The sequence below is a fragment of the Oryzibacter oryziterrae genome (assembly GCF_021864535.1).
Taxonomy (GTDB): domain Bacteria; phylum Pseudomonadota; class Alphaproteobacteria; order Rhizobiales; family Pleomorphomonadaceae; genus Pleomorphomonas; species Pleomorphomonas oryziterrae.
Window position 1 is genome coordinate 14,721 of record NZ_JAKJIC010000031.1, and the last position, 23,577, is coordinate 38,297.

Here is a 23,577-nt window from a genome sequence, read left to right on the forward strand (position 1 = left end):
CCAGAGTAGTTTCAATCTCCGGCTTTGGCAACAGGGCGATAAGATTTACCAAACGTCACTGAGCGGGTCACATAGAAACATTTCAGCATTTCTCGTGTCTTCCCGGCTGCGGGTAGCATAAAAAGCCCAGAAATGAAGCAGAATGTCAAAAAAGAGCTCATGATACTCAGGCTGGTAACTAATTCGTGTGGAAGGTGTGAAGGCGCATCACTGGTGGGGAAGCCAGTCGCAACGAGATATATGCCTTGTCTAGAAGTTCACGCGTAAACACAGGAACTTACGATTGATCAAGTGCCCCTGTGCGTCGGCGACCTTTGCGCTTGCGCTGGTGCTGCAATCCAGGTCTCAACGCCCATTGCTAATTTGTTTCACCCGCAGAGCCGGCAAATGAAAATCGAGTTTCCACGGCCTCCGGGGGGAGATGTCGTGAGAGAACTGAAAGCTAGCAAGCGAATGCCGACGCCTTGGCCGTGTCGTTGTCAATCGGCGCAAAGAGACTGGCTCTCCAGCGGGGCGTGGAGTTTGCCGGAATGCTCCGGATTTCCAGCCTCACAAACGCCAGATACCGGAGCGGATCAGGTTCTTTCTCATCTCTCCGCAGCATGCTCATCTTGTTGACGGACGAGAGGGGGCGATGACGCTCGTCCCCGTTGCCAGCAGGGTTGCCTCCAGCAGCGTCTGGGCGCCGGCGATCACGTGTTCGGGCTCCACATACTCGGCTTCGCTGTGGCTGACGCCATTGCGGCAGGGCACGAAGATCATGGCTGCCGGGGCGAGGCGGGCGATGAACAGCGCGTCGTGGAAGGCACCGGACGTCAGGCGCCGCACAGGCTTGCCCAGGTTGCCGGCGGCTTGCTCGACGAGATCGACCAGCCGTTCGTCGAAGGACACGGGTGGCAGATCCAGTGTACGCGTGATCTGGCACAGGCAACGATTGTCGGACGCGAAGGCCTCGCAGGCTGTCCGCACGGTCTGTTCCAAGGCTACAAGCCTGTCGAGGTCGCGATGGCGCAGGTCGACCGAGAAGGCGACCCGCCCAGCGATGGTATTGACCGATCCGGGCGTTACTTCGAGGCGCCCGACCGTCAGCCGTGCCTCGGGATCCTCCGCCATGACCGACGACAGGGCGTGGATGGCGGACACGGCGGCAACCACCGGATCGCGGCGGAAGGTTGCCGCGGTGGTGCCGGCATGGGCCACGGCGCCCTCCATGACGACCTCCAGCCAGCGCGTTCCCTGAACGCCGGTGACAGCCCCGATGGGGATGCCGGCGGCCTCCAGCGAGGGGCCTTGCTCGATATGCAGTTCAAGATAACCGGCAATCGGCTGGCCGAGGGGGCGCAGGGGCACATCAGCCAGCGCTGCCAGCGTGGCTTCGAGTTCGCCGGTTAGCGGTGCGCCATCGCGGGCGAGGATCGCCTGCCAGTCCTCGGGAATGGCGCCGAGCGCAAAAGCCTGCGAGCCCATGGCACCGGGTGCAAAGCGGCTGCCTTCCTCATTGGTCCAGGACACGAGCTCGATCGGCATGGACGTCGCCACGCCCGCATCTTCAAGCGCTTCAAGCACTTCGAAGGCCGTGAGTGTGCCCAGCGCGCCGTCGAAGCGGCCGCCGGTCGGCTGGCTGTCCAGATGGCTGCCGATCAGGAAAGGCGCGCCGCTGGCTCCGCCGGACCGGAGCAGGAAGAGATTGGCGATGGCATCCTGCGCCACCGCAAAGCCGCGCGCCCGGCCAAGATCGGCCAGAAGCCGCCGAGCCTGACGATCTTCGGGGCCGAGGGCAGGGCGGTTGACCCCGCCGCCGACCGTCGCTCCAAGGCGAGCGAAGTCATCGAGGCGCGACAAGAGGCGCTCGGCGTTGATCCTCAAGCCGACCATGGTTTGGCATTGCCTTTCCTGTTGCGTGTCTGGCTGGACCTTAAGCAGATTCCGGTCGGAAATCCGTGGGACAGCTTTCCGGAACCTGCGTGGGCTCAGGCCCCAGTGGCCCAGGCCAGCATCTGCTCGAACAGCGGCTTGTAGCCGGGCCAGGCCACGAAATCGGGCGACAGCCAATGGGGCCCGACGTCCGAGGTCCAGGCGACGGTGCGGCCCTTGCCATATGTGCCGGTGACCAGCAGCGGCAGCGAGCCATATTCGCCCGTCACCGTCGCCAGCACTTCGGCGCCGGGCTTGACCGTCACCTCGTTGAAGCCGAGCAGCACCGGCCAGTCGCCGCCGAGGCCCTTGAGGATCGGATGGTCGGCCGCCCCGGTCACCACCGGCGTGAAGCCTTCGGGCACCTCGACGCGGTCGTCGACCGGCAGGCAGGTGACCGGCAGCACCTCCTCGACGGCGGTCTTGTGATAGCGGGCGCCGCCGTTGATGCCCTGGAAGGAATAGTAGCCGCCGAACATCAGCAGGCCGCCGCCACCGCGCACATACTCGCGGATGAGCTTCAGGCGATTGGGCGTGGTCTTGGAATGGATCCAGGTGTCGGGGTGCAGCAACAGCGTGTTGGCACCGAGATCGGACAGGATCACCGCGTCATAGTCCGACAGGGCCTCGATGGTCTGGGGAAAGTCGCGCTGTGCCTCATGGGCCGGCATGAAGCGCACGTCGAACGGGCCGCCCTTCAGTGCGGCCAGCAGGGCGTCGGCACCGGTATGGAAGGTGACGGTGGGGAACTGGTCGAAGCCCTTGATATGGGTCGCGGTCGACACCCAGGACTCGCCGGCGAGGAGGACTTTCTTGGTCATGATGGCTCCGTGTAGGGAAAGGGTCAGGCCGCGAAGACGGACCGGGGATTGTCGATCAGCATGCGGTCGATGGCCGCCTGATCGACCCCGTGGCGTTTCAGTCGCGGGAGGAAGTGCTTGAGGATATAGCCGTAGCCGAAGCCGCCGTAGCGGGTCAGCATGATCTTGAGGAACACGTCCTGCGACATGAGCAGGCGGTCGGCATGGCCGGCATCGATCAGCCGCGCGATGGCGCGGGCGTTCTCCTCGTCGGACGGCGACTGGGCGTCCTGGTCCGCGTAGTAATAGTCCATGCCGATCATGTCATATTCCAGGAAGGCCCCGCGTCGGGCGAGACTGTCCTGATAGGTAAAGTCGTCATGGCTGGGATTCATGTGGCAGAGGATGGTATGGCGGAGATCGGCGCCTTCCTCCTCGACAATGTCGAGCACCTTGTGCGCCAGCCGCTCCCAGCCGGGCAGATGGATGGTCAGCGGCACGCCGGTCAGCCGGGCCGCCCGGGCCGAGGCACGCAGCGACTTGGCTTCCTCGGCGGTGAAGTCCTTTGAAACGCCAACCTCGCCGATGATGCCGGCGATGATCGGCGGCTGTTCCTTCCCGCCGCCGACGTCGTTGACGATATATTCGGTCACCGCCTCCACATCCATGGCCTTCAGCCAGTCGGGATGGGTGTGTTCGAGGTAGAAACCGGTGCCCATGATGATGCGCAGGCCGGACAGGCGGGCGATGCGGGCCAGCGCCTCGGGGTCGCGGCCGATGCCGATATTGGTGGCATCGACCACGGTGGCACCGCCAAAGGCCTGGAAGCGCTTGAGTTCCTTGAGGGCGAGATCGACGTCGTCGAGCGAGACATTGTCGCGGCTGAGATAGGGGTTCATGCGCAGCTCGCCGATGGCCTCGATCGACACGGGCTGCTCGGAGATCGCCCGCTCTTCGGCGTCGATGTCGCAGGGGCAGCGCCAGGACTTGGCGCCGTCAAGCAGGATATGCTCATGCATCAGGGTAACGCCGAGGTCGGCCACCGGCACCGGCCCCAGAACCGTCATGGCCTGACTGCTCGCCACACCGATGGGGTGGCGCGGCGCCTGCGCCTTGGTGAAAAGATGGTCCATGACTACCTCGTGCGCGTCGCCGCCGGGAACAGGCGGAAGTTCAGCCAGATGGCCACCAGGATGATGGTGCCGGTGACGATGGGCGTCAGGAAGGGCGACAGATGGGCGAGGATCAGCCCGTTGGCGATCACCGAGACGGTCAGCGCACCGAGTAGGGTGCCGATGATCGAACCGCGCCCGCCGAACAGGCTGGTGCCGCCGAGCACGACGGCCGCGATGACGTCGAGTTCGAAACCCTGGCCCGAGTTGGCCGACCCAGACCCGAGGCGCGCGGCGATGACGATGCCGGCCAGCGCCGCCGCCGTTGCCGAGAGGATGTAGACTTTCAGCAACACGAGACGCGTGTTGACGCCGGCGCGGCGGACCGCCTCGGCATTGGCGCCGACACCGGTGACATAGCGACCGAAGGTGGTGGCGCCATAGACCACGTTGGCCAGCACGATGAACAGGCAGGCGATTACCACCGGCGCCGGGATCGGGCCGATCTGGCCGCGGCCGATCAGGTTGAAACTGCTCTCCGGATCGATGGGAATGGAATAGCCGCCCGTGATCAGGAGCGCGATGCCGCGGATCACCGACAGGCCCGCCAGCGTGACGATGAAGGCGGGGATGCGCTCGAAGGCGACGAAGAAGCCTTGCAGGGCGCCGATGGCCGCGCCGATCCCCAGCAGCGCCAGCACGGCCAGCGGCCAGGGCAGGCCCCATTGCAGGAAGACTGCCGAAAGCGTCGCGGTGATCGCCACCACCGAGCCGACGGCCAGATCGATGCCGCCGGTGGTGATCACGAAGGTCATGGCCGCCGAAACGATCAGTAACGGCGCAGCTTGGCGGACCACGTTGAGCAGGTTCGCCGAGGTCAGAAAGGCGTCGGTGCCGAGCGAGAACACCACGCAGACCACAGCAAAGAAGGCAGCGATGGAAATGACGCTGTTGCCGGCGAGCTCGGTGAGCAGGCTGTGCTTGAGCAGCCGCCGCTCGCTCGGCAGCGAAGCGGCACGGACGTCGCCGGAAGAGGTTCCCTGGTTCATGGTGCCAGCTCCGCGTCCTGGGCCCTGCGGGCAGATCGCGCCGTGAACTTGCGGCCGACGATCAGGTTGACGATTTCCTCGATGGTGGTCTCGCTGACCAGACGCTCGGCCACATTGCGGCCCTCGTACATCACCTGGATGCGGTCGCAGACCAGAAACAGATCCTGCAGCCGGTGGGTGATGAGGATGACCGAAACGCCTGCGGCGCTGACGGTCCGGATCAGCTCCAGCACCGCTTCCACCTCGGCCACGGCCAAAGCGGCGGTCGGCTCGTCCATGATCAGCACGCGCGGTGCGAAGGACGCAGCCCGGCCGATGGCAATCGACTGGCGCTGGCCGCCGGAGAGGTTCTCCACCTTGAGGCGGGTATCGGCGATGACAATGCCGAGCCGGTCGAGCATGGCTCGGGCCTGCCGGTGCATGTCGGCCTTGTCGAGAAAGGGTATGCCGAGAATGCGGCGGCGCGGCTCGCGCCCCAGAAACAGGTTGCCGGCCACATCAACGGTGTCGCACAGCGACAGGTCCTGGTAGACCATCTCGACCCGGGCGGCACGCGCGTCGGCGGGCGAGGTGAAATGGACGATCTCGCCGTCGATCTCGATGGTGCCGCTGTCGGGAATGATGGCGCCGGACAGCACCTTGCTGAGCGTCGACTTGCCGGCGCCATTGTCGCCGACGAGGCCGAGCACCTCGCCGGGCTTGAGCGTCAGCGACACGTCGTCCAGCACCTTGATGGGCGGATATTGCTTGGAAATTCCGGTCATCCTGACCCGGAACGGCGGAGTGTCTTGCATCCGGAAGTCCTTCGTCATCGCGTCGACGCCTATCGGCCGGGCCGGGAAGTCGGCAACCGCAGCCGATTGCCCCTTGTCCCCGGACGGGACGGCGGCCCGCCGTGCCAAGGGCCGGCGAGCCTCGCTCAAGGGTCTCGCACCGTCCGGACCCGATCTTCACGACAGGAACCGGACGGATGCTCTAGCTTCAGCTTATTCGAACATCGGCTTGAAGGTCGCCACATTTTCCTTGGTGACGATGGTCACCGGCACGTTGATCACAGCCGGCACGGTGCCGCCCTTCTTGAGGGTTTCGAGCGCCTCGACGGCGGCCTTGCCTTCGCCGGCCGGATCCTGCTGCACGACGGCGGTCACCCAGCCGTCCTCGATGCCCTTGACGGCCTGCTTGGTCAGATCCCAGCCGAATACCTTGACGCTGTCGGTGTGGCTCTGCGCGGTGACGGCCGACACCGCGCCGACCAGCGCCGGTTCGCCGGTGGCATAGAGCGTGCCCATGGAAGGGTTGGCGGTCATCAGGTTTTCGGCGGCCGACATGGCCACGTCCTGAACGTTCTGGCCGTCGACCGTGTCGAGGAAGGTGACGGCGACGCCACTGTCGGTCACGGCCTTCTTGAAGCCGTCGAGGCGCTGGTTCTGGATGAAGGAGTTGAGCGCACCAACCACGCCGACCGAGGCCTTGCCGCCAAGCGAGGACTTCACGTAATCGGCGTAGAACTTGCCGATATCATAGCCGGCCTTGGTGTTGTCGACGCCGACGAAGGCGATGTTGTCACCGTCCGGGATCTGCGCGTCGATGGCGATCACCGGTATACCGGCCTTCTTGGCTTCGGTGATGGCCGGCTTGACGCCGTTGACGTCGATGGCCACGAGGATGATACCGTCGACCTTCTGGGTGATGTAGTTCTCGATGGCGTCGTTCTGGGCCGACGGCACGTTGTTGGCATTGAAGATGACCAGATCGGCACCGGCGGCCTTGGCCGCGGCCGTGGCGCCGTCGTTGATCTGGTTGAAGAAGAGGGCCTGCTGGTTGATGGTCACCAGCGCATAGGTGGCGGCATGGGCGGCCGAAAGGCCGGCGGAGGCCAGCAGGGCGCAAGCGGCGGCAGAACGCACGAGCAATTTGGACAGTGTCATTGGAGTTCCCCTTTTTTCTCGCCCCCTCGTCAGGGCGGGGCACCGAGATGCCGGGGGTGATAATTCAAGTAACTTGATTGCTTGTCAAGTGACTTGAATGCACAAACTCTCACCCTGGTGAACCCTTGATCAGATGGTCGCTGCCGGGGGGTACTCCCGGCAGGCCGGAAAGGCTCAGAAAGTCGCCGGCGTGTTGACCCAGAAGATGCTGGCCGCCTCATCGCCGCCATTGCGATAGTGATGGGGACGGTCGGAGTTGAAGACGAAGGAGTCGCCCTGTTCGAGCAGGTAGGTCTTGTCGTCAACGATCAGTTCGACCCGCCCGGCCAGCACATAGCCGACTTCCTCGCCCACATGCTGAATCGGCCCGGCACTTTCGCCGCCCGGTTCGATATGGTGGATGTTGCACTGGAGCAGATGGCCCGGCGAATAGGGGATGATGCGCTCGAGGCGGATACCGGTGCCGCGGCGCAGAGTGTCCAGCGTCAGCAGCGGGCGTGAACCGGCGCGATAGATGATGCCTTCCTCGGCCTGGGTGTCCTCGAAGAACCAGCCGATATTCTTGTCGAGCACCTTGACGATGCGATGCAGCATGGGCAGCGACGGCGAGGCCTTGCCGTTCTCGATCTTGGACAGCAGGCTTTCCGAACAGTTGGCCTCCACCGCCAGCGCCTTCAGCGTCAAGCCGCGAGTCTGCCGTGCCAGCTTGAGGCGCATGCCAAGCCCCGGCGGCAGGCTCACGGCGTCATCGGCACTGTCCTGACCTGCTTGTCCCGGCAAATGATGCTTGTTCATACGTTCTGTCCTGTTCACGTCCGCGCAGGATAACAACCGTTCGGCGGGCCGGCAATCGAACTCGACCAAGAGAGTGATATACACAAGCGTTGGCACCCAGCTGGACGGATCCCCAAAATGGCGACTGCCACCGGCAAGTGTCCAGCATGCTGAAGCGCCGTAGCCGCTCAGACCATTGCCCGGACGGAGGCGAGGCGTGCGAGGCCCCATTCCCGTGCCGAAGACCCAATCTCAATATCGACGTTCAGCCGCGCTATCCGGATAACGGAAACTGCGTCTCATCCGACAGTGGCTGCGTCAGGTTTGCCGTGACGGTGCGAAGCCATGCGACGAAGGTGTCCACGCTCTTGCGCGCAGGCCGGCGGTCCGGCAGCAGCACATGATAGGCCCCTGGCGGTTTCACCGAAAACGGTGAGAGGCGCCGGAGGCGTCCCTCACGCAGGGCGTCGCCGATCAGGTGCCGCCAACCGAGCGCGACGCCTTCGCCTGATGCGGCGGCATAGATCGCGTCCGTATAGTGATTGAAGCGCAGATGCAGCGACCGCGGCTCGTTGGGCAGCCCGAGCCGGGCGAACCAGTGGTCCCAGGTGATCCAGCTGCGCTCACGCGCATCGGCGGAGATCAGCGGCAGAGCCAGGAGCTGTTCGAGCGTCTGCGGATCGCCATGCCGTTCGGCAAAGGCCGGCGTGCAGACGGGAAAGACCTCCTCGGACCAGAGAAACTCGGCCTTGCCGGAAGGGAAGGGCGAGTCGCTGTAGGAAATGGCGACGTCGATGTCCTCGGTGGCAAAGTCGACCGGGTGATCCTGCGAGACGATCCGGAGGCTGAGACCGGGCATCAACGCGCGGAACTCCGGAATGCGCGGCAGCAGCCAGAAATGCGACAGCGCGACCGTGGTGGCGACCGTCAGCTGATGCTCGTCCTCCGGCTGCATCCGCGCCAGCGTGTCGGCGATGCGGGTGAAGCTGCTGCCGAGCACCTCGGCCAGTTCGCTTCCCTCCGCTGTCAGGGCAACTCGACGATGAAAGCGCAGGAAGAGGGGCGTGCCGAGATCGCGCTCCAGCTGGCGGATCTGCAGGCTGACCGCGCCTTGCGTGACGCCAAGCTCGGCCGCCGCCAGAGTGAAGCTGCGCAACCGCGCCGCCGCTTCGAAGATCAGCAGCGACTTGAGCGGCGGCAGCTTCTTGTGAAAGGCGACCATGCGTCCTCCTGTCGCACGGCTGCCTTCAAACAAGCCTCACTGCCGCGCCTCTGATCTTTCTGCCCAAATGGCTATCACATTAGTTTTTCAAATGTCAAACCCGCAAAAAACTGCGGTTGACGAAAAAAATAGCCCGGATCTACTAATTGAATATACCTAATTGCATGTGAGATCCCATGCTGGACAGAACCTTGAAATCCATCGCGCAACTCATCGCGGCACGCCGGCCCGGCCATAGCCTGCCAGCCGACCTCTACACGCGTGCCGACGTCTTTGCGGTCGACATGCAGGTCATCTTCCACAATCACTGGATCTATGCCGGCGTCGAAATGGACGTGCCGGAGGCCGGCGATGTCTCGGTGATCGAGTTCGGCAAGGCTTCGGTTTTGCTGATGCGCGGCGACGACGAGGAGGTTCGCGCCTTCCACAACGTCTGCCGCCATCGCGGCGCGCGGCTGCTGCCACCCGGTCTGCACAGCATCGGCAACCTGACGTGCCCCTATCACCAGTGGACCTATCGCCTCGACGGCGACCTGGTTCACGCCCAGCACATGGGCAGCGACTTCGATCACACCTGCCACGGACTGAAGCCGGTGCACCTTCGCTCGATCGGCGGGCTGCTGTTCATCTGCCTTGCGGACACCCCGCCCGACGACATCGACGACCTTGCCGCCGTGATGGAGCCGCGCCTTGCCCACTACGACCTGCGCAATACCAAGATTGCCTACCAGGAAGACATTATCGAGGAAGGCAACTGGAAGCTGGTGATCGAGAATAACCGCGAATGCTATCACTGCTCGGGCACGCATCCCGAGCTCTGCAACAGCTTCATCGCGCTCGACTTCGGCTATGATCCCGACAGCCAGAGTCCGGAGGAACGGGCGGCGGCAGCCGAGCATCTTCAGCGCTACGAAGCGCAGACCGCCAACTGGGAGGCCATGGGCTTTCCCTCCCGCGCCGTCGAGCATCTGGCCGGTCACGCCACCAATTTCCGCACCCAGCGCCTTATCATCTCCGGCGGCGGGCAGTCACAGTCCATGGACGGCAAGGCCGTGTCCGACAAGCTGCTCGGCAAGGACGGCCGCACCGATCTCGGCGACGTGCATCTGTGGACCCATAACTCCTGGCACCACTTCATGGGCGACCACGCGCTGACCTTCACGGTCATCCCGCTGTCGGAAGATCGCACCATCGTCCGCTCGAAATGGCTTGTGCACAAGGACGCGGTCGAGGGTGTCGACTACGACCTGCAGAAGCTCATCGAGGTCTGGCGCGCCACCAACCGGCAGGACGCCGATCTCGTCGGCATGACCCATGCTGGCGTATCGGGCATCGGTTACCAGCCGGGACCCTATTCGCGCTTCACCGAGTACCAGCTCGAGAATTTCGCCACCTGGTACATCGAGCGCCTGACCGCCTTCGGCTATGCGGACGAGGTCAGTCATGGCCTTTGATGCCCGCCGCCGCGATCCGCTGCTTGAGCCCTTCACGCTGAAGGGCGTGACCTTCCGCAATCGCCTGCTGTCGACCGCCCACGAGCCGGCCTTCACCGAGGACGGCCTGCCCAAGGCGCGCTACCGCCTCTATCATGCCGAAAAGGCGAAGGGGGGCATTGGCCTGACCATGATCGGCGGCTCAGCCGTCGTGGCGCCCGACAGTCCGCAGGCCTTCGGCAACATCCTGCTCTACAAGGATGAATGCGTCCGCTGGTTGTCGGAACTGGCCGATGACGTGCACGACAAGGGCGCGGCGGTGATGATCCAGGTGACCCATCTCGGCCGCCGTACCACCTGGGCCAAGGCCGACTGGCTGCCGATCCTAGCCCCGTCCTCGGTGCGCGAAGCCGCGCACCGAGCCTATCCCAAGGCCATGGAGGACTGGGACATCGCCCGGGTGATCACCGCCTATGCCGACGCGGCCGAAAAGGTGAAGGCGGCCGGGCTCGATGGTCTCGAACTCGAATGCTACGGCCACCTCATTGATCAGTTCTGGTCGCCGCTCACCAACCGCCGCGACGACGACTATGGTGGCAGCCTGGACAATCGGATGCGCTTCGGCAACGAGGTGATGGACGCTATCCGCGACCGCGTCGGCCCCGACTTCATCGTCGGCGTGCGCATGGTGGCCGACGAGGTGGCCGAAGGCGGCATCACCGCGCCCGAGGGCCTGGAGATCGCCCGACGGCTGACGGCGGCGGGCCGCATCGACTTCATCAACGTGATCCGCGGCCATATCGACACCGAGGAAGGCCTGTCGCACGTCATCCCCGGCATGGGGGCGAAGGCCAATCCGCATCTGGAGTTTGCCGGCGAGGTGCGGGCCGCCGCCAGGGTCGCCACCTTCCACGCCTCGCGTATCCAGGATGTCGCCTCGGCCCGCTATGCCATCGAGGCCGGCAAGCTCGACATGGTCGGCATGACGCGGGCGCATCTGGCCGACCCGCATATCGGCCTCAAGCTGGCATCGGGTCGTGAGCATGAGATCCGCCCCTGCGTCGGCATGGGCTATTGCATCGACTCCATCTACAACGGCGAGGCCGTCTGCATCCACAACGCCGCCACCGGGCGCGAGGCGAAGATCCCGCATGTGCTGGAGAAATCCACCGGACCGCGCCGCCGCATCGTGGTGGTCGGTGGCGGACCGGGCGGGCTCGAAGCGGCGCGCATCGGCGCCGAGCGCGGCCATCAGGTCATCCTGCTGGAGGCGGCCGACGAACTCGGCGGGCAGGTGCGGCTGACGGCGCAGCTCAATCGGCGCAAGGAAATCCTCGGCATCGTCGACTGGCGTCAGACAGAATGCGAGCGGCTGGGCGTTGACCTGCGTCTCAACTGCTATGCCGAGGCGGCGGACGTCTTGGCGCTCGATCCCGATGTGGTGGTGATCGCCACTGGCGGCCTGCCGAACCTCTCCATGCTGGCCGAAGGGGCGGATCTGGCCACCTCGTCCTGGGATCTCCTGTCCGGCGCCGCCAAGCCGGCGGGCAAGGTGCTGGTCTATGACGAGAACGGCGGGCACGCCGGCCTGACCGCCGCCGAATTCGCCGCCACGGCCGGCGCCGAGGTGGAGCTGGTCACCCCCGAGCGGAGTCTCGCTCCGGACGTGGGCGGCACCGCCTTCCCGCCCTACATGAAGGTGCTGAGCGAGCACAACACCACGATCGGCCTGACACTGAGGCTCACCGGTATCCGCCGCGCCGGCAACCAGTTGACCGCGACTTTCGTCGACGACTTTGCCCGCCGCAAGGTGGAGCGCAGCGCCGACATGATCGTCGTCGAGGCCGGCACCACGCCGCTGGACGAGCTGTATTTTTCGCTGAGGCCGCTGTCGTCCAACCTCGGCGAAGTCGACCAGGCCGCTGTCATCGCCGCCACGGCCCAGACCGTCCTGCGCAATCGCGACGGGCGTTTCCAGCTGTTCAGGATTGGCGACGCCGTCGCCGGCCGCAACATCCACGCCGCCATCCTCGATGCGGTGCGGCTGCTGAAAGACCTTTGACAACAAGAACCATAAGACTTCCAGAGAAGGGTAAATCCATGCAGGACAAGCGTTATCCGCATCTCGCCGCCTCCGGCTTCACGCTCGACCGCCGGCGCTTTCTCACCGGCGCCGCCGCGCTCGGTCTCGGCGCCGGCCTTCTGCCCGGCTTGTCGGGCCGCGCCTTCGCCGACGGTCCGGTATCGGGCGGCACGCTGCGCCTCGGCATGAGCGGTGGCTCGACCACCGACGTGCTCGACCCGCGCACCCTGACCGACTGGGTGCCGGTCAACGTCAGCTATCAGATCTACAACGGCCTCGTCGAAATCGACGAGACCAACCAGGCGGTCCCCGAACTGCTGGAATCGTGGGAATCCAAGCCCGGCGCCGCCGAGTGGATCTTCAACGTCCGCAAGGGCGTGACCTTCTCCAACGGCAAGACGCTCGACGCCGACGACATCATCTATTCGATCAACCTGCACCGCGGCGAGACCACTTCGGGCATCAAGTCGACGCTGGCGGCCATCGCCGACGTGGCCAAGGTGACCGACAGCCAGATCAAGATCACGCTCACCTCGGGCAATGCCGACCTGCCGTTCATCCTGTCGGACTATCACCTCATGGTGGTGCCAAAGGACTTCACCGATTGGGCCAACCCGATCGGCACCGGCGGCTATGTGCTGGAAAGCTTCGATCCGGGCGTGCGCATCGTCACCAAGAAGCGGGACGGCTACTGGAAGGCCGGCCGCGCCTATGTGGACGCCATCGAGACCACGGTGATCGGCGACACCACCGCCCGCACCAACGCGCTGCTGACCGGCGAGGTCGACGTCATCAACCGGCTCGATCCGCATGCCATCGACATGCTGAAGGGCAATGACGCGATCTCCGTGACGCGCAACTCCGCCGGCCAGCATGCGGTGTTCCTGATGAACTGCACGGCGGCGCCCTTCGACGACGTCAACGTGCGCATGGCGCTGAAATACGGCATCGACCGGCAGAAGATCATCGACACCGTGCTGCGCGGCTATGGCGTGCTCGGCAATGACCATCCGATCCCGCGCACCAGCCCCTATCACGCCGACCTGCCGCAGCGGGCCTATGACCCCGACAAGGCGGCCTTCCATCTCAAGAAGGCCAACCTGTCGTCGCTGTCGGTCGACCTGTCGGTGTCGGACGCCGCCTTTGCCGGCGCGGCCGACGCCGGCGTGCTCTACCAGGCGGCTGCCGCCAAGGCGGGCATCACCGTCAACGTCAAGCGCGAGCCTGCCGACGGCTACTGGTCCAACGTCTGGATGAAGGCACCGTTCTGCGCCTCCTATTGGGGCGGTCGTCCGACGGTCGACCAGATGCTGTCGGTCGCCTATCTGTCTGACGCCAGCTACAACGACAGCTTCTGGAAGCGGCCGGACTTCGACAAGCTGGTCATCGCTGCCCGCACCGAGCTCGACGATGCCAAGCGCAAGGAGCTCTACTTCGAAGCCCAGAAGCAGATTTCCGACGACGGCGGCGCGATGATTCCGATGTTCATCGACTATCTCGAGGCCTCCGCGTCGCATGTGAAGGGCGTCGGCACCCATCCGCAGTTCGATCTGATGGGCCAGCGCATCGGCGAAAAGGTCTGGCTGGAAGGCTGACCCGGGTTCCTCATGGCTCCGGCGGCCCGCCCTGGCTGGCCGCCGGAGCCCTTGCATCTCCTCTTGTATGGCTCAGGCATGGCCCGCTTCATCTTCTCGCGTCTGGCGATCGGTCTGGTGACCCTGTTCGTCGTCAGCGCTCTCTTCTATCTCGGCACCGAAATGCTGCCGGGCGACGTGGCGACGGCCATTCTCGGCCAGTCGGCGACGCCGGCCAACGTGGCCAAGCTCAGGCTCAGCCTCGGGCTCGACCAGCCGTCCTGGCTGCGCTTCGTCAACTGGCTGTGGGGTTGCCTGCACGGCGACCTCGGCAAGTCGCTGGCGAGCGGTCGGCCGATTGCGACCTTGCTGCTGCCGCGCCTCGGCAACACGCTGTTCCTGGCCGCCTGCGCGGCTCTGATCGCCGTGCCGCTGGCGCTCACGCTCGGCATCCTGTCGGCGCTGCACGAGGGCAAGGCCACCGACCGGGCCAGTTCGGCGCTGTCGCTCGGGATCATTTCCATGCCGGAGTTCCTGGTCGGCTACGGGCTGATCATCGTCCTGTCGGTGCATCTGGGCTGGTTGCCGAGCCTCGGCACGGTGTTCCCCGGCATGGCGCTCGGCCTGCGCCTGAAGGCCATGGCGCTGCCAATCCTGACGCTGACGCTGGTGGTGCTGGCGCATATGCTGCGCATGACGCGCGCCACCATCCTCGCCGAGATGGCGGCACCCTATGTGGAGATGGCGCGGCTCAAGGGTCTCGACCGTCGGCGGATCATCCTCGCGCATATCCTGCCCAACGCTTCAGGTCCGATCATCGCCGTGGTGCTGCTCAATCTCGCCTACATGGTTGCCGGCGCGGTGGTGGTGGAGACGGTGTTCGTCTACCCCGGCATCGGTCAGTTGCTGGTCGACGCGGTGACCAAACGCGACCTGCCGACCGTGCAGGCCTGCGGCCTGGTGTTCGCCATCGTCTACGTGGGGCTGAACACCGGCGCCGACGTGCTGGCGCTCGTCTTCAATCCCCGCCTCAGGCACCGGAGGTGAGGCCATGAAACTGTTCGGATCCCGCCTGTCCACGCCCGCGCTGATCGGCATCGCCCTCCTGGTGGCGATCGTCGGCGCCGGCCTGCTCGCCCCCTGGATCGCCCCTTACGGCGAGACCGACCTCGTCGGCGACGTCTGGGCGCCGCCGTCGCTGGCCTTCCCACTCGGCACCGACAATCTCGGCCGCGACATGCTCTCGCGCCTGCTGTTCGCCACAAGGACGACGCTGACCGTCGTCATCCTCTCCACCATCGTCGCCTTCGCGCTGGGCGTGGCCATCGGCTTCCTGTCCGCCCTGATCGGCGGGCTGATCGACCAGCTGATCTCGGCGCTCGTCAACGTCATCATGGCCGTGCCGGTGCTGATCGTGGCGCTTATGGTGCTGGCGGTACTCGGCACCTCGGTGCCGGTGCTGATCCTCACCATGGGCATCCTCGAGGCAACCCGCGTCTACCGGCTGGCGCGCGCGGTGGCCAACGGGCTGATCGTGCAGGAGTTCGTCCGCATCGCCGCCCTGCGCGGGGAGGGTTGGCGCTGGATCGTCTGGCGCGAGATCCTGCCCAACGCCGTGCCAGCGCTGGTGGCCGAATTCGGCCTGCGCTTCTGCTTTATCTTCCTGTTCGTTGCCTCGCTGAGCTTCCTCGGCCTTGGCGTGCAGCCCCCCTTTGCCGACTGGGGCGCCATGGTCCACGACAACACCGCTGCCATCAATCTCGGGGGGCTCGCCCCCTTCTATCCGGCGGCGGCCATCGCCGTGACGACGATCGCCGTCAACCTGATCGTGGACTGGCTGTTGTCGGTGCACGCCCGTCCGGCGGGGATCAAGGAATGAGCGCCATGCACGATCATCCGCTGCTCGACATCGAAAACCTGGTGGTGACCGCCACAAGCGGTACCCGTCTGGTCGACAGCGTCAGCCTCAAGCTCGAACGCGGCAGCGTGCTCGGGCTGATCGGCGAGTCCGGGGCCGGGAAGTCCACCATCGCGCTGGCGGCGCTCGCCTACAGCCGGCCCGGCTGCCACATCACCGGTGGAACGATCCGCCATGGTGGCGTCGACCTGATGGAACTCGACGAGGACGCCCGGCGCGCCTATCGCGGTGCCCGCATCGCCTATGTGGCGCAAAGCGCGGCGGCGGCCTTCAACCCGGCGCTGACCTTGATGGATCAGATCTGCGAGGGGCCGGTGCGGCACGGTCTCGCCAGCCGCAAGGACGCGGAGGCGCACGCCGTCGAGCTGTTCACCGCTCTCGATCTGCCCGATCCCGCCCGCTTTGGCCGGCGCTATCCGCATCAGGTGTCGGGCGGACAGTTGCAGCGGGCCATGGTGGCCATGGCCATGTCCTGCCGGCCGGACATCCTGGTACTCGACGAGCCGACCACCGCACTCGATGTCACCACGCAAATCGAAGTGCTGGTGCTGTTGCGCCGCCTGATCCGCGACCAGCAGGTCGCCGCGCTCTATGTGACCCATGATCTTGCCGTGGTGGCGCAGATCGCCGACCGCATCATGGTGCTGCGGCACGGCAAGCTGGTGGAGGAGGGGGCAACGGCCGACGTGCTCCTGCGCCCGACCACCGATTACGCCCGGGCGCTTGTGGCCGAACGGACCGCCGCCCGCTCCGCCGCCTTCGAGGTCGAGGACAAGCGGCCGGAGACCGTGCTGGTGCTCGACCATGTGGACGTCTCCTATGGCCCGAAGAAGGCGGTGTCCGGCGTCAGCTTCTCGCTGTCGCGCGGCGAGACGGTGGCGGTGATCGGCGAGAGCGGTTCGGGCAAGTCGACCATCGCCTACTCGATCGCCGGTCTGGTGTCGGCGTCGGGTGGCGAGATCCAGTTCGACGGTGGCGATCTTCCACCCGGCCATCGCGAACGGGACCGCGACACGCTGCGACGCATCCAGCTGGTCTACCAGCTGCCGGATGTGGCGCTCAATCCGCGCCAGAGCATCGGCGAGATCATCGGCCGTCCGCTCACCTTCTATTTCGGCCTGAGGGGCGAGGCCCGCAGCGCGCGGGTCGGCGAACTGCTATCGCTGGTGGGCTTGCCGGTGGAGTTTGCGCAGCGCCTGCCGGGACAATTATCCGGTGGCCAGAAGCAGCGCGTCTGCATCGCCCGGGCGCTGGCTGCCGAGCCGGACGTGGTGATTTGCGACGAGGTGACCTCGGCGCTCGATCCACTGGTGGCCGAGGAGATCCTGAAGCTCCTGCATCGCCTGCAGGCCGAACTCGGGCTCGCCTATCTGTTCATCACCCACGATCTCGGCATCGTCCGCCGCATCGGCCATCGCGTGGTGGTGCTGGCCAACGGCAAGATGGTCGCCGACGGCACCACGGCGGAGATCTTCGCCCAGACCGACCACCCTTATATCGGCAAGCTGATCGCCTCGGTTCCCGAGCTCGACACTGGTTGGCTTGACCGTCACCTCCAGGAAAGAACGGCCTCGTAGATGTCCGCCCCCGAAATCATCGAGAATATCTGGATCCCCCTCAAGGACGGCACCAGGCTCGCCGCCCGGCTGTGGCTGCCGGCGGTGCGGCCGGCGCCATGCGTCCTTGAGTATATTCCCTATCGCAAGACCGACGGCACACGCGGTCGCGACAATCCCATGCACGGCTTCTTCGCCGACAATGGCCTTGCCGCCATCCGTGTCGACATGCGCGGCACGGGCGAGAGCGAGGGGCTGTGCCACGATGAGTATCTGCCGATCGAGCAGGCTGATGCGGTGGAGGTGATCGCCTGGATCGCCGAGCAGGAATGGTGCAGCGGCGCGGTGGGCATGATGGGCAAGAGCTGGGGCGGCTTCAACTGCCTGCAGGTGGCCGCGCACAATCCGCCGGCGCTGAAGGCCATAATCACCGTCTATTCGACCGACGATCGCTTCGGCGACGACATCCACTACATGGGCGGCTGCCTGCTCAATGACAATCTTTGGTGGGGCGCGATCATGCTGGCCTATCAGGCCCGGCCGCTCGACCGGCGCCTGGTCGGGCCGAGTTGGCGCGACCAGTGGCTGAAGCGCCTCGAGGCCATGCCGCTGTGGCCGGCGCTCTGGCTCGCCCATCCGACGCGCGATGCCTATTGGAAGCAGGGCTCCGTCGGCGAGAATTACGCGGCGATCCGCTGTCCGGTCCTGGCCATCGGCGGCTGGGCCGACAGCTATACCAACACCGTGCCGCGTCTTCTGCAGCATCTCGCCGTGCCGCGCCAGGGCGTGATCGGCCCCTGGGCGCATGTCTATCCGCAGGACGGCGTGCCGACGCCGGCCTATGACTTCCTCGGCCATGCGGTTGCCTGGTGGAAGCACTGGCTGGCCGGGGAAGACACTGGCGTCGAGGCCCGCCCCATGCTCACCGCCTATGTGGAGGACGCCCGCGCGCCCGATGCCACGCTGCCCGCTTCGCCCGGCCGCTGGGTGGCGGAAGCCGTCTGGCCGAGCCCGACGATCACGGACCGCATCTTTGCCTTCGGCGATCATGCCCTCGGTACTGTTGCAAGCGACGACCGCCTGTCGATCCGTTCGCCGCTCTATGCCGGCGTGACCTCCGGCGAATGGATGGGCACCGGCTGCGCCGGCGAGATGCCCACCGACCAGCGCCTCGATGACGGCTTCTCACTACTGTTCGACACCGACCCGCTGGACGCACCGCTCGACATCCTTGGCAATCCCGTGGTGGAGCTCACCTTCGCTTCCGACAAGCCTGCGGCGCAGGTCTGCCTCCGTCTCAATGACGTGGCGCCGGACGGCACCTCCATGCGCGTCACCTATGCCGTACGCAATCTCGCCCATCGCGACGGCTTTGAGGCTCCCGAGGCGTTGGAACCGGGAGAGGTCTACACGGTGACGATTCCGCTCGAAGTGGCCGGCCATCGCTTCCCGGCCGGCCATCGCATCCGCCTTGCGATCTCCACCGCCTATTGGCCGATCGTCTGGCCGGCGGCCGAGGCGGCGACACTGACCATTCATTGTGCGGGCAGCCAGCTCAAGCTGCCGGTGCGTCCGGTGGTGGCCGACGAAGCCGAACCGGTGATGGCCTCGCCGCGCCAGGGCGCGCCGACGCCGGTCACCAAGCTCAAGGAGGGGACGCTCAAGCGATCCGTCTCGCTCGACGCCATGACCGACACCATGACCTACGTTACCGAGGGGCGCGGCGGCGTGTTCGGCGAGGGCGTGCTGCGTTTCGACGAAGTGGGCGTGACGCTGTCGCACGATCTCACCCGCCGGCTGAGCGTCAACGGCAGCGACCCGCTGTCGGCGGTGTCGGAGGTGGACGAGACCTATGTCATGGACGTGGACGGCCAGGTCTTCCGTACCGAGGCATCAACCCGGCTGACGGCTGACCGCAGCCACTTCCGGATGGAGGCAACGCTTCAGGTCTTCGAGGCCGACGTCGAAGTGTTCAGCCGCCACTGGGACGAGCGCCTGCCGCGCTTCCCCCTCTGACGCCCCACCGCCGGACGCCCATCCGCCCGGCGGGTCGCGCATGAAGCGGAATGGCGGCATTCTATCGCCGCCATTTCCGTATGGACTCTCTCGATCGCCATGTTCTGCTCGCCCGAACCTTCGACGAGGCGACCGTGCACATTGAATAGGGCACATGCCGATATCCACCCGCCGGCGGAGGCGGCAACACCGGTGCAGTGGCAAACCTGTTCCGAAGGTCACCGCTCGTCCGGTTGACCATTCGATCCATTGTTCCCGAACACTGGCAGACGATGGCGATCAGCGCAGTCTGCCGGCACGCCTGTCCGCTCCAGGAGCCGCATGCACTCGACCGCAGCGTCGTCAAACAGCCCGACTTTGTCGAACACTCTGCTGATCGCGTCGCTCTGCGTCCTACCATGAAGCACGATGGCGGTGGCACCACACGGTCGCCTCAAGCAAGCGGCCACATTGCCGGACCAAATCACTGCACCAGCCAGCCGAGACATTGGCGTTGCCATCATCAGCAAAACCGATCATTTGGCACGCGCAAGAAGGGCGGCGAAAGGCTCCAGCCACATGCCACCAAAGCGTCCTCGCAAGCCGCCGCGGCAAACTGAACTGCCCTGTTCCAGGCTCGCACCTGAAAACACATGGGCCAGCTAACCCATTGAAAACTCAATAGTCCGAAAAGTGAGTGGCGGATGTCGCAGTCTTGTGCGAACTGGTCTCGCTTGCAATTCCCTGTTTCAACGACTTCGCGTCAAATCGATCGATTGGCACGCTCCATGTCCGGATGAGTGCGATAATCTGTTATTTCAGTATCTTAGCTACGATACCTTTGTTGAAACAACCTCAGGGGCGGTGGCATTTCGAGGGGTTGTTGGTCTGGATCAGGGTATTTCGGTTGTCGTTATACGGGATTGGATTGTCGCTATGTGGGGTTAATTTGCTCGTTGGAGGGAAGGGCATGCGTGTCTGCAGGTCTGGTTTGCCATTCGGCGGAAACGCGTTGCCGCGCATTGAAAGGGCTTTGCTAATCGCCGGTTTCCGATTGTCTTTTCCTGGTTTCGATTGCCACCCGGTCATACAGAGATCGATAGGGGCCATGCTCGCAGTCCCTCGGTCGAGACGTTTCACAATGATGGTCCGCGGAGACCGCGGCGAAGCCGTGCGCGCCCCAGAAGTTTTGTGCTCGCCAAGTTCCCCGAGCAAGCCGACAAAGGGGAGCGGGGTGACTTTTAGGGTGCTCAAGAAGAGGGGCCGTGGCACGGCGGGCCAACTCTGGCGCGACGTGATTCGGTCACAAAGTGAGGGTTATCGACCTCCAGGGCCACACAATTTTTAGGGGCATTTCTAAGTCTTACACCTGATTTTCCCTTTAAAGGCCTTTCAAAGGGGTTTTGAAGGCTGTTTGAAGGGGGCTTCGAAGGCAACCTTGCGCTTCGGCCTAGCTCATTGTTTTTGCTTCTCTTTTCAGAAATACTCTCCTTCTGTTCCAGCGACAGTTCAATGACGCGCTGGCGTATGACAGGAGAAGGACGCAGATGGAGCCTTCGTTCCCCTCGGTTGAGATCGTTCCGACCACCGCACTCAGGCCCTATGCGGGTAATGCGCGAACCCATTCGAAGAAGCAGATCGGGCAGATCGCCGACAGCATTCGGCGTTTCGGTTTCACCAACCCGGTCCTGATCAGCGACGACAATGAGATCATTGCCGGACACGGCCGTGTGCTCGCCGCCCGGGAGCTCGGCATCGCGGCCGTGCCGACGCTCAAGCTGTCGCACCTCAGCCCGGCCGAACGACGGGCCTATGTGTTGGCCGACAACAAACTGGCGCTCAATGCCGGCTGGGATGCCGAGATCTTGGCGGTCGAACTGCAGGCGCTGGTCGATATCGACTTCGACGTCACCTTGACCGGTTTTTCACTCGCTGAGGTCGACCTGACACTCGATCGAGCCCGAGAAGCTTCCACAGCGACGCCGGACGCATCGTCCGATTTCATTCCGCCGACGCCCGATCACGCCGTCACGCGCCCTGGCGACCTGTGGCATTTCGGAGCCCACCGGCTGCTCTGCGGCGACGCTCGCGTGCTGGAGACCGTCTGCCGTCTGGCCGAGCCAGGATCGGTCGATCTGATCTTCACCGATCCGCCCTATAACGTGCCGATCGACGGTCATGTCTCGGGGCTCGGTGCAGTCAGGCATCGCGAGTTTGCGGTCGCCTCAGGCGAGATGACGCGGGAGGAGTTCACGGCCTTCCTGTCCTTGACTCTGTCGAACGCTGCAAGGCTTGCCAAGGACGGGGCAATCGCTTTCGTCTGCATGGACAGGCGGCACATGCGCGAACTCCTCGATGCCCGGTGGGGCCGCCTTCACCGAGCTCAAGAACCTCTGCGTTTGGAACAAGACCAACGGCGGCATGGGCAGCTTCTATTGTTCCAAGCATGAACTGGTCTTCGTCTTCAAGGTGGGGGAGGGGGCGCATACCAACACCTTCGGTCTCGGAGAGACCGGGCACTATCGCACCAATGTCTGGGACTATGCCGGCATCAGCAGCATGAGCGTCACGCGGGGCGAGGAGCAGGCCATGCATCTGACTGTCAAGCCAGTGGCATTGGTGGCCGACGCGATCCGCGACTGCACGCGGCGCGGCGAGACCGTGCTCGACATTTTCGCCGGCTCGTGCGGCACACTGCTGGCCGCCGAACTCTGCGGCCGGCGCGCGCGGGTGCTGGAGCTCGACCCGGCCTATTGCGACACCATCATTGCCCGCTGGGAGCGCTACACCGGCAAGCGGGCGACGCTTGGCGACGGAGGACTTTTCTTTGAGGACTTGGCACTCCAGCGGGGAAGGGCTGACGTTGCTCCCTCAGTCGTCGCGCAAGGCACGTCGTCTGGCAAGCGGAGGGCTAAGCGATGAGCGGCAAGCGCCGCAAAGGCAAGGGCCCGTCGGACGAGACCGTCGAGGCCGTCAAAAAGAAGGTCCTTGAGGTTGTCGGCTACAGCCGCCCACCCGAACATACACGCTTCCAGCCGGGCCAATCGGGCAATCCCAGAGGGCGACCGCGGATCGGCCCCCCGGAGACGAGGCTTGCCGACCAGCCCCTGCTCAACGCGCTGCTGAAGGCCTCCCGCAAGCCCGTCCGCGTGCGCGAGAACGACCGCATCACCGAAATGCCGATGGCCGAGGCTGTGGTCCAGACGATTTTAGCCAGCGCCCTCAAGGGCAACGCCGTATCGCAGGATCTGGCCTACACCCTCATCCAAACGGCCGAGCACGCTGCACTTCGGGAGCGACAACGGGATATCGAACTTTGGTCCTGGTACAAGGAGGAAAAGTCGAAGGAGCTTGCATTGGCTGCAGAACGCAAGCAGCCGTCGCCACGCGTCCTGCCCCATCCTGACGACGTGATCATCGACTACGCAAAAGGCGTTAGGTTCGTCGGACCGATCTGCGAGGTAGACGAAGCGCCGCTGAAGGAGACAATGGCGTTCTGAAGTGTTTTGATCATGCAGGATGTCCTCGATCACCGATCTGAGACACGTCTCAATAGCGAGCCGGTGCATGAACCCGGAACCGCAATGGTACTTTATTACCTGCTTGAACGCAGCATTCCACCGCGACTACGGCTTGCCGAAACGGAAATCACCTTGCTGCTGATGCGCTACGAGAGCTGGTCGAAGCGCCGTCTGCTGAAAGAACTTTATCAGGCGTGGACTGCATTGGGCCGCAAGGTACGCCGGGGCATGGTTCTGCCCGACTTGGGTACTGTCACCAAATGGCTCTCATTCCAGATCGATCTGATCAAAGGGTTTAACAGTGCCGCATTTCCGACGAGCGGCCGCAGTGCTTGGCGTCTGTGACCTGCGAATATGGTGCTAACTTCGATATCCTGACCCACCCAAATCGTCACAAGCAACTTTGACCATCTGAACAAGGTAATCAAAATCGCGGGCAATGTGTGTTCGGCTGCATTGGGGCCAATCGTTCGCAATTCAAAGGTCGGACATCTTCCCTTTGGGCTTATGGCCAACACTTTGTCCGATGCCGGCATGTGGTCAGTTGTAGGCGTTCGCCTCCGTTTGATGGGCATGTGGATAATTTGCGGATGTGTTTTGTGGATTCGTGATTGTGTCCGGATAAAAACGGGTTGCAATGTTGATTGTCATCATGCGAAGAGAGATTGCGGCAAACTTTAGGTGGGCTTGATCGGACC

The 23,577-nt window shown here is 64.5% G+C and carries 19 protein-coding genes; 11 read left to right on the forward strand and 8 right to left on the reverse strand.

Annotated elements, in window-relative coordinates; all coding sequences use genetic code 11:
• Positions 1 to 606: 606 nt before the first annotated feature.
• The 8 genes from L2I41_RS20410 to L2I41_RS20445 all read right to left on the reverse strand — a co-directional run bounded on the left by L2I41_RS20410 (position 607) and on the right by L2I41_RS20445 (position 8,799).
• Positions 607 to 1,875 (reverse strand): Zn-dependent hydrolase, encoded by a 1,269-nt coding sequence (locus L2I41_RS20410; protein ID WP_237155472.1) that lies wholly within the window; start codon positions 1,873 to 1,875, stop codon positions 607 to 609.
• Between the two features lie 95 nt (positions 1,876 to 1,970).
• Positions 1,971 to 2,738, reverse strand: a complete 768-nt coding sequence (locus tag L2I41_RS20415) for a glutamine amidotransferase (protein ID WP_237155490.1) — start codon at positions 2,736 to 2,738, stop codon at positions 1,971 to 1,973.
• A 20-nt stretch (positions 2,739 to 2,758) separates the two neighbouring features.
• Positions 2,759 to 3,847, reverse strand: coding sequence for a phosphotriesterase family protein (locus L2I41_RS20420; RefSeq protein ID WP_237155473.1), 1,089 nt, complete (start codon positions 3,845 to 3,847; stop codon positions 2,759 to 2,761).
• 2 nt (positions 3,848 to 3,849) lie between these two features.
• Positions 3,850 to 4,875, reverse strand: coding sequence for an ABC transporter permease (locus L2I41_RS20425; protein ID WP_237155474.1), 1,026 nt, complete (start codon positions 4,873 to 4,875; stop codon positions 3,850 to 3,852).
• The gene (locus L2I41_RS20430) at positions 4,872 to 5,669 is read right to left on the reverse strand and encodes an ATP-binding cassette domain-containing protein (RefSeq protein WP_237155475.1); all 798 of its coding nucleotides are present in this window, start codon (positions 5,667 to 5,669) and stop codon (positions 4,872 to 4,874) included. The genes L2I41_RS20425 and L2I41_RS20430 overlap by 4 nt, the downstream gene beginning before the upstream one ends.
• A gap of 192 nt (positions 5,670 to 5,861) precedes the next feature.
• Positions 5,862 to 6,803, reverse strand: a complete 942-nt coding sequence (locus tag L2I41_RS20435) for an ABC transporter substrate-binding protein (protein ID WP_237155476.1) — start codon at positions 6,801 to 6,803, stop codon at positions 5,862 to 5,864.
• Between the two features lie 174 nt (positions 6,804 to 6,977).
• Positions 6,978 to 7,598 (reverse strand): cupin domain-containing protein, encoded by a 621-nt coding sequence (locus L2I41_RS20440; protein ID WP_237155477.1) that lies wholly within the window; start codon positions 7,596 to 7,598, stop codon positions 6,978 to 6,980.
• A 253-nt stretch (positions 7,599 to 7,851) separates the two neighbouring features.
• The gene (locus L2I41_RS20445; RefSeq protein WP_237155478.1) at positions 7,852 to 8,799 is read right to left on the reverse strand and encodes a LysR substrate-binding domain-containing protein; all 948 of its coding nucleotides are present in this window, start codon (positions 8,797 to 8,799) and stop codon (positions 7,852 to 7,854) included.
• A 176-nt stretch (positions 8,800 to 8,975) separates the two neighbouring features.
• Between L2I41_RS20445 and L2I41_RS20450 the strand changes: the two genes are divergently transcribed.
• The 11 genes from L2I41_RS20450 to L2I41_RS20500 all read left to right on the forward strand — a co-directional run bounded on the left by L2I41_RS20450 (position 8,976) and on the right by L2I41_RS20500 (position 23,224).
• The gene (locus L2I41_RS20450) at positions 8,976 to 10,253 is read left to right on the forward strand and encodes an aromatic ring-hydroxylating oxygenase subunit alpha (protein WP_237155479.1); all 1,278 of its coding nucleotides are present in this window, start codon (positions 8,976 to 8,978) and stop codon (positions 10,251 to 10,253) included.
• Positions 10,243 to 12,294: an oxidoreductase gene (locus L2I41_RS20455; protein WP_237155480.1), complete on the forward strand. Its 2,052-nt coding sequence runs from the start codon at positions 10,243 to 10,245 to the stop codon at positions 12,292 to 12,294. The genes L2I41_RS20450 and L2I41_RS20455 overlap by 11 nt, the downstream gene beginning before the upstream one ends.
• Positions 12,295 to 12,332: 38 nt before the next feature.
• Positions 12,333 to 13,910, forward strand: coding sequence for an ABC transporter substrate-binding protein (locus L2I41_RS20460; RefSeq protein WP_237155481.1), 1,578 nt, complete (start codon positions 12,333 to 12,335; stop codon positions 13,908 to 13,910).
• A gap of 78 nt (positions 13,911 to 13,988) precedes the next feature.
• On the forward strand, positions 13,989 to 14,936 hold the full coding sequence (locus L2I41_RS20465; protein WP_237155482.1) for an ABC transporter permease: 948 nt from the start codon (positions 13,989 to 13,991) through the stop codon (positions 14,934 to 14,936).
• 4 nt (positions 14,937 to 14,940) lie between these two features.
• Positions 14,941 to 15,768, forward strand: a complete 828-nt coding sequence (locus L2I41_RS20470; RefSeq protein ID WP_237155483.1) for an ABC transporter permease — start codon at positions 14,941 to 14,943, stop codon at positions 15,766 to 15,768.
• A gap of 5 nt (positions 15,769 to 15,773) precedes the next feature.
• Complete coding sequence (locus tag L2I41_RS20475; protein ID WP_390634554.1) at positions 15,774 to 17,384, forward strand: ABC transporter ATP-binding protein; 1,611 nt, start codon at positions 15,774 to 15,776, stop codon at positions 17,382 to 17,384.
• Positions 17,385 to 19,379 carry a CocE/NonD family hydrolase gene (locus L2I41_RS20480; RefSeq protein WP_237155485.1) on the forward strand — a complete coding sequence of 665 codons (1,995 nt, stop codon included), beginning with the start codon at positions 17,385 to 17,387 and terminating at the stop codon, positions 19,377 to 19,379.
• 1,526 nt (positions 19,380 to 20,905) lie between these two features.
• Complete coding sequence (locus L2I41_RS20485) at positions 20,906 to 21,808, forward strand: ParB N-terminal domain-containing protein (protein WP_237155486.1); 903 nt, start codon at positions 20,906 to 20,908, stop codon at positions 21,806 to 21,808.
• Positions 21,780 to 22,280 carry a DNA-methyltransferase gene (locus L2I41_RS20490; protein ID WP_237155487.1) on the forward strand — a complete coding sequence of 167 codons (501 nt, stop codon included), beginning with the start codon at positions 21,780 to 21,782 and terminating at the stop codon, positions 22,278 to 22,280. Before L2I41_RS20485 ends, L2I41_RS20490 begins: the two co-directional genes overlap by 29 nt.
• On the forward strand, positions 22,277 to 22,858 hold the full coding sequence (locus L2I41_RS20495; RefSeq protein WP_237155488.1) for a DUF5681 domain-containing protein: 582 nt from the start codon (positions 22,277 to 22,279) through the stop codon (positions 22,856 to 22,858). Before L2I41_RS20490 ends, L2I41_RS20495 begins: the two co-directional genes overlap by 4 nt.
• A gap of 12 nt (positions 22,859 to 22,870) precedes the next feature.
• Entirely contained in the window at positions 22,871 to 23,224 is a 354-nt protein-coding gene (locus L2I41_RS20500) for a hypothetical protein (RefSeq protein ID WP_237155489.1), read from the forward strand.
• Positions 23,225 to 23,577 lie beyond the last annotated feature (353 nt).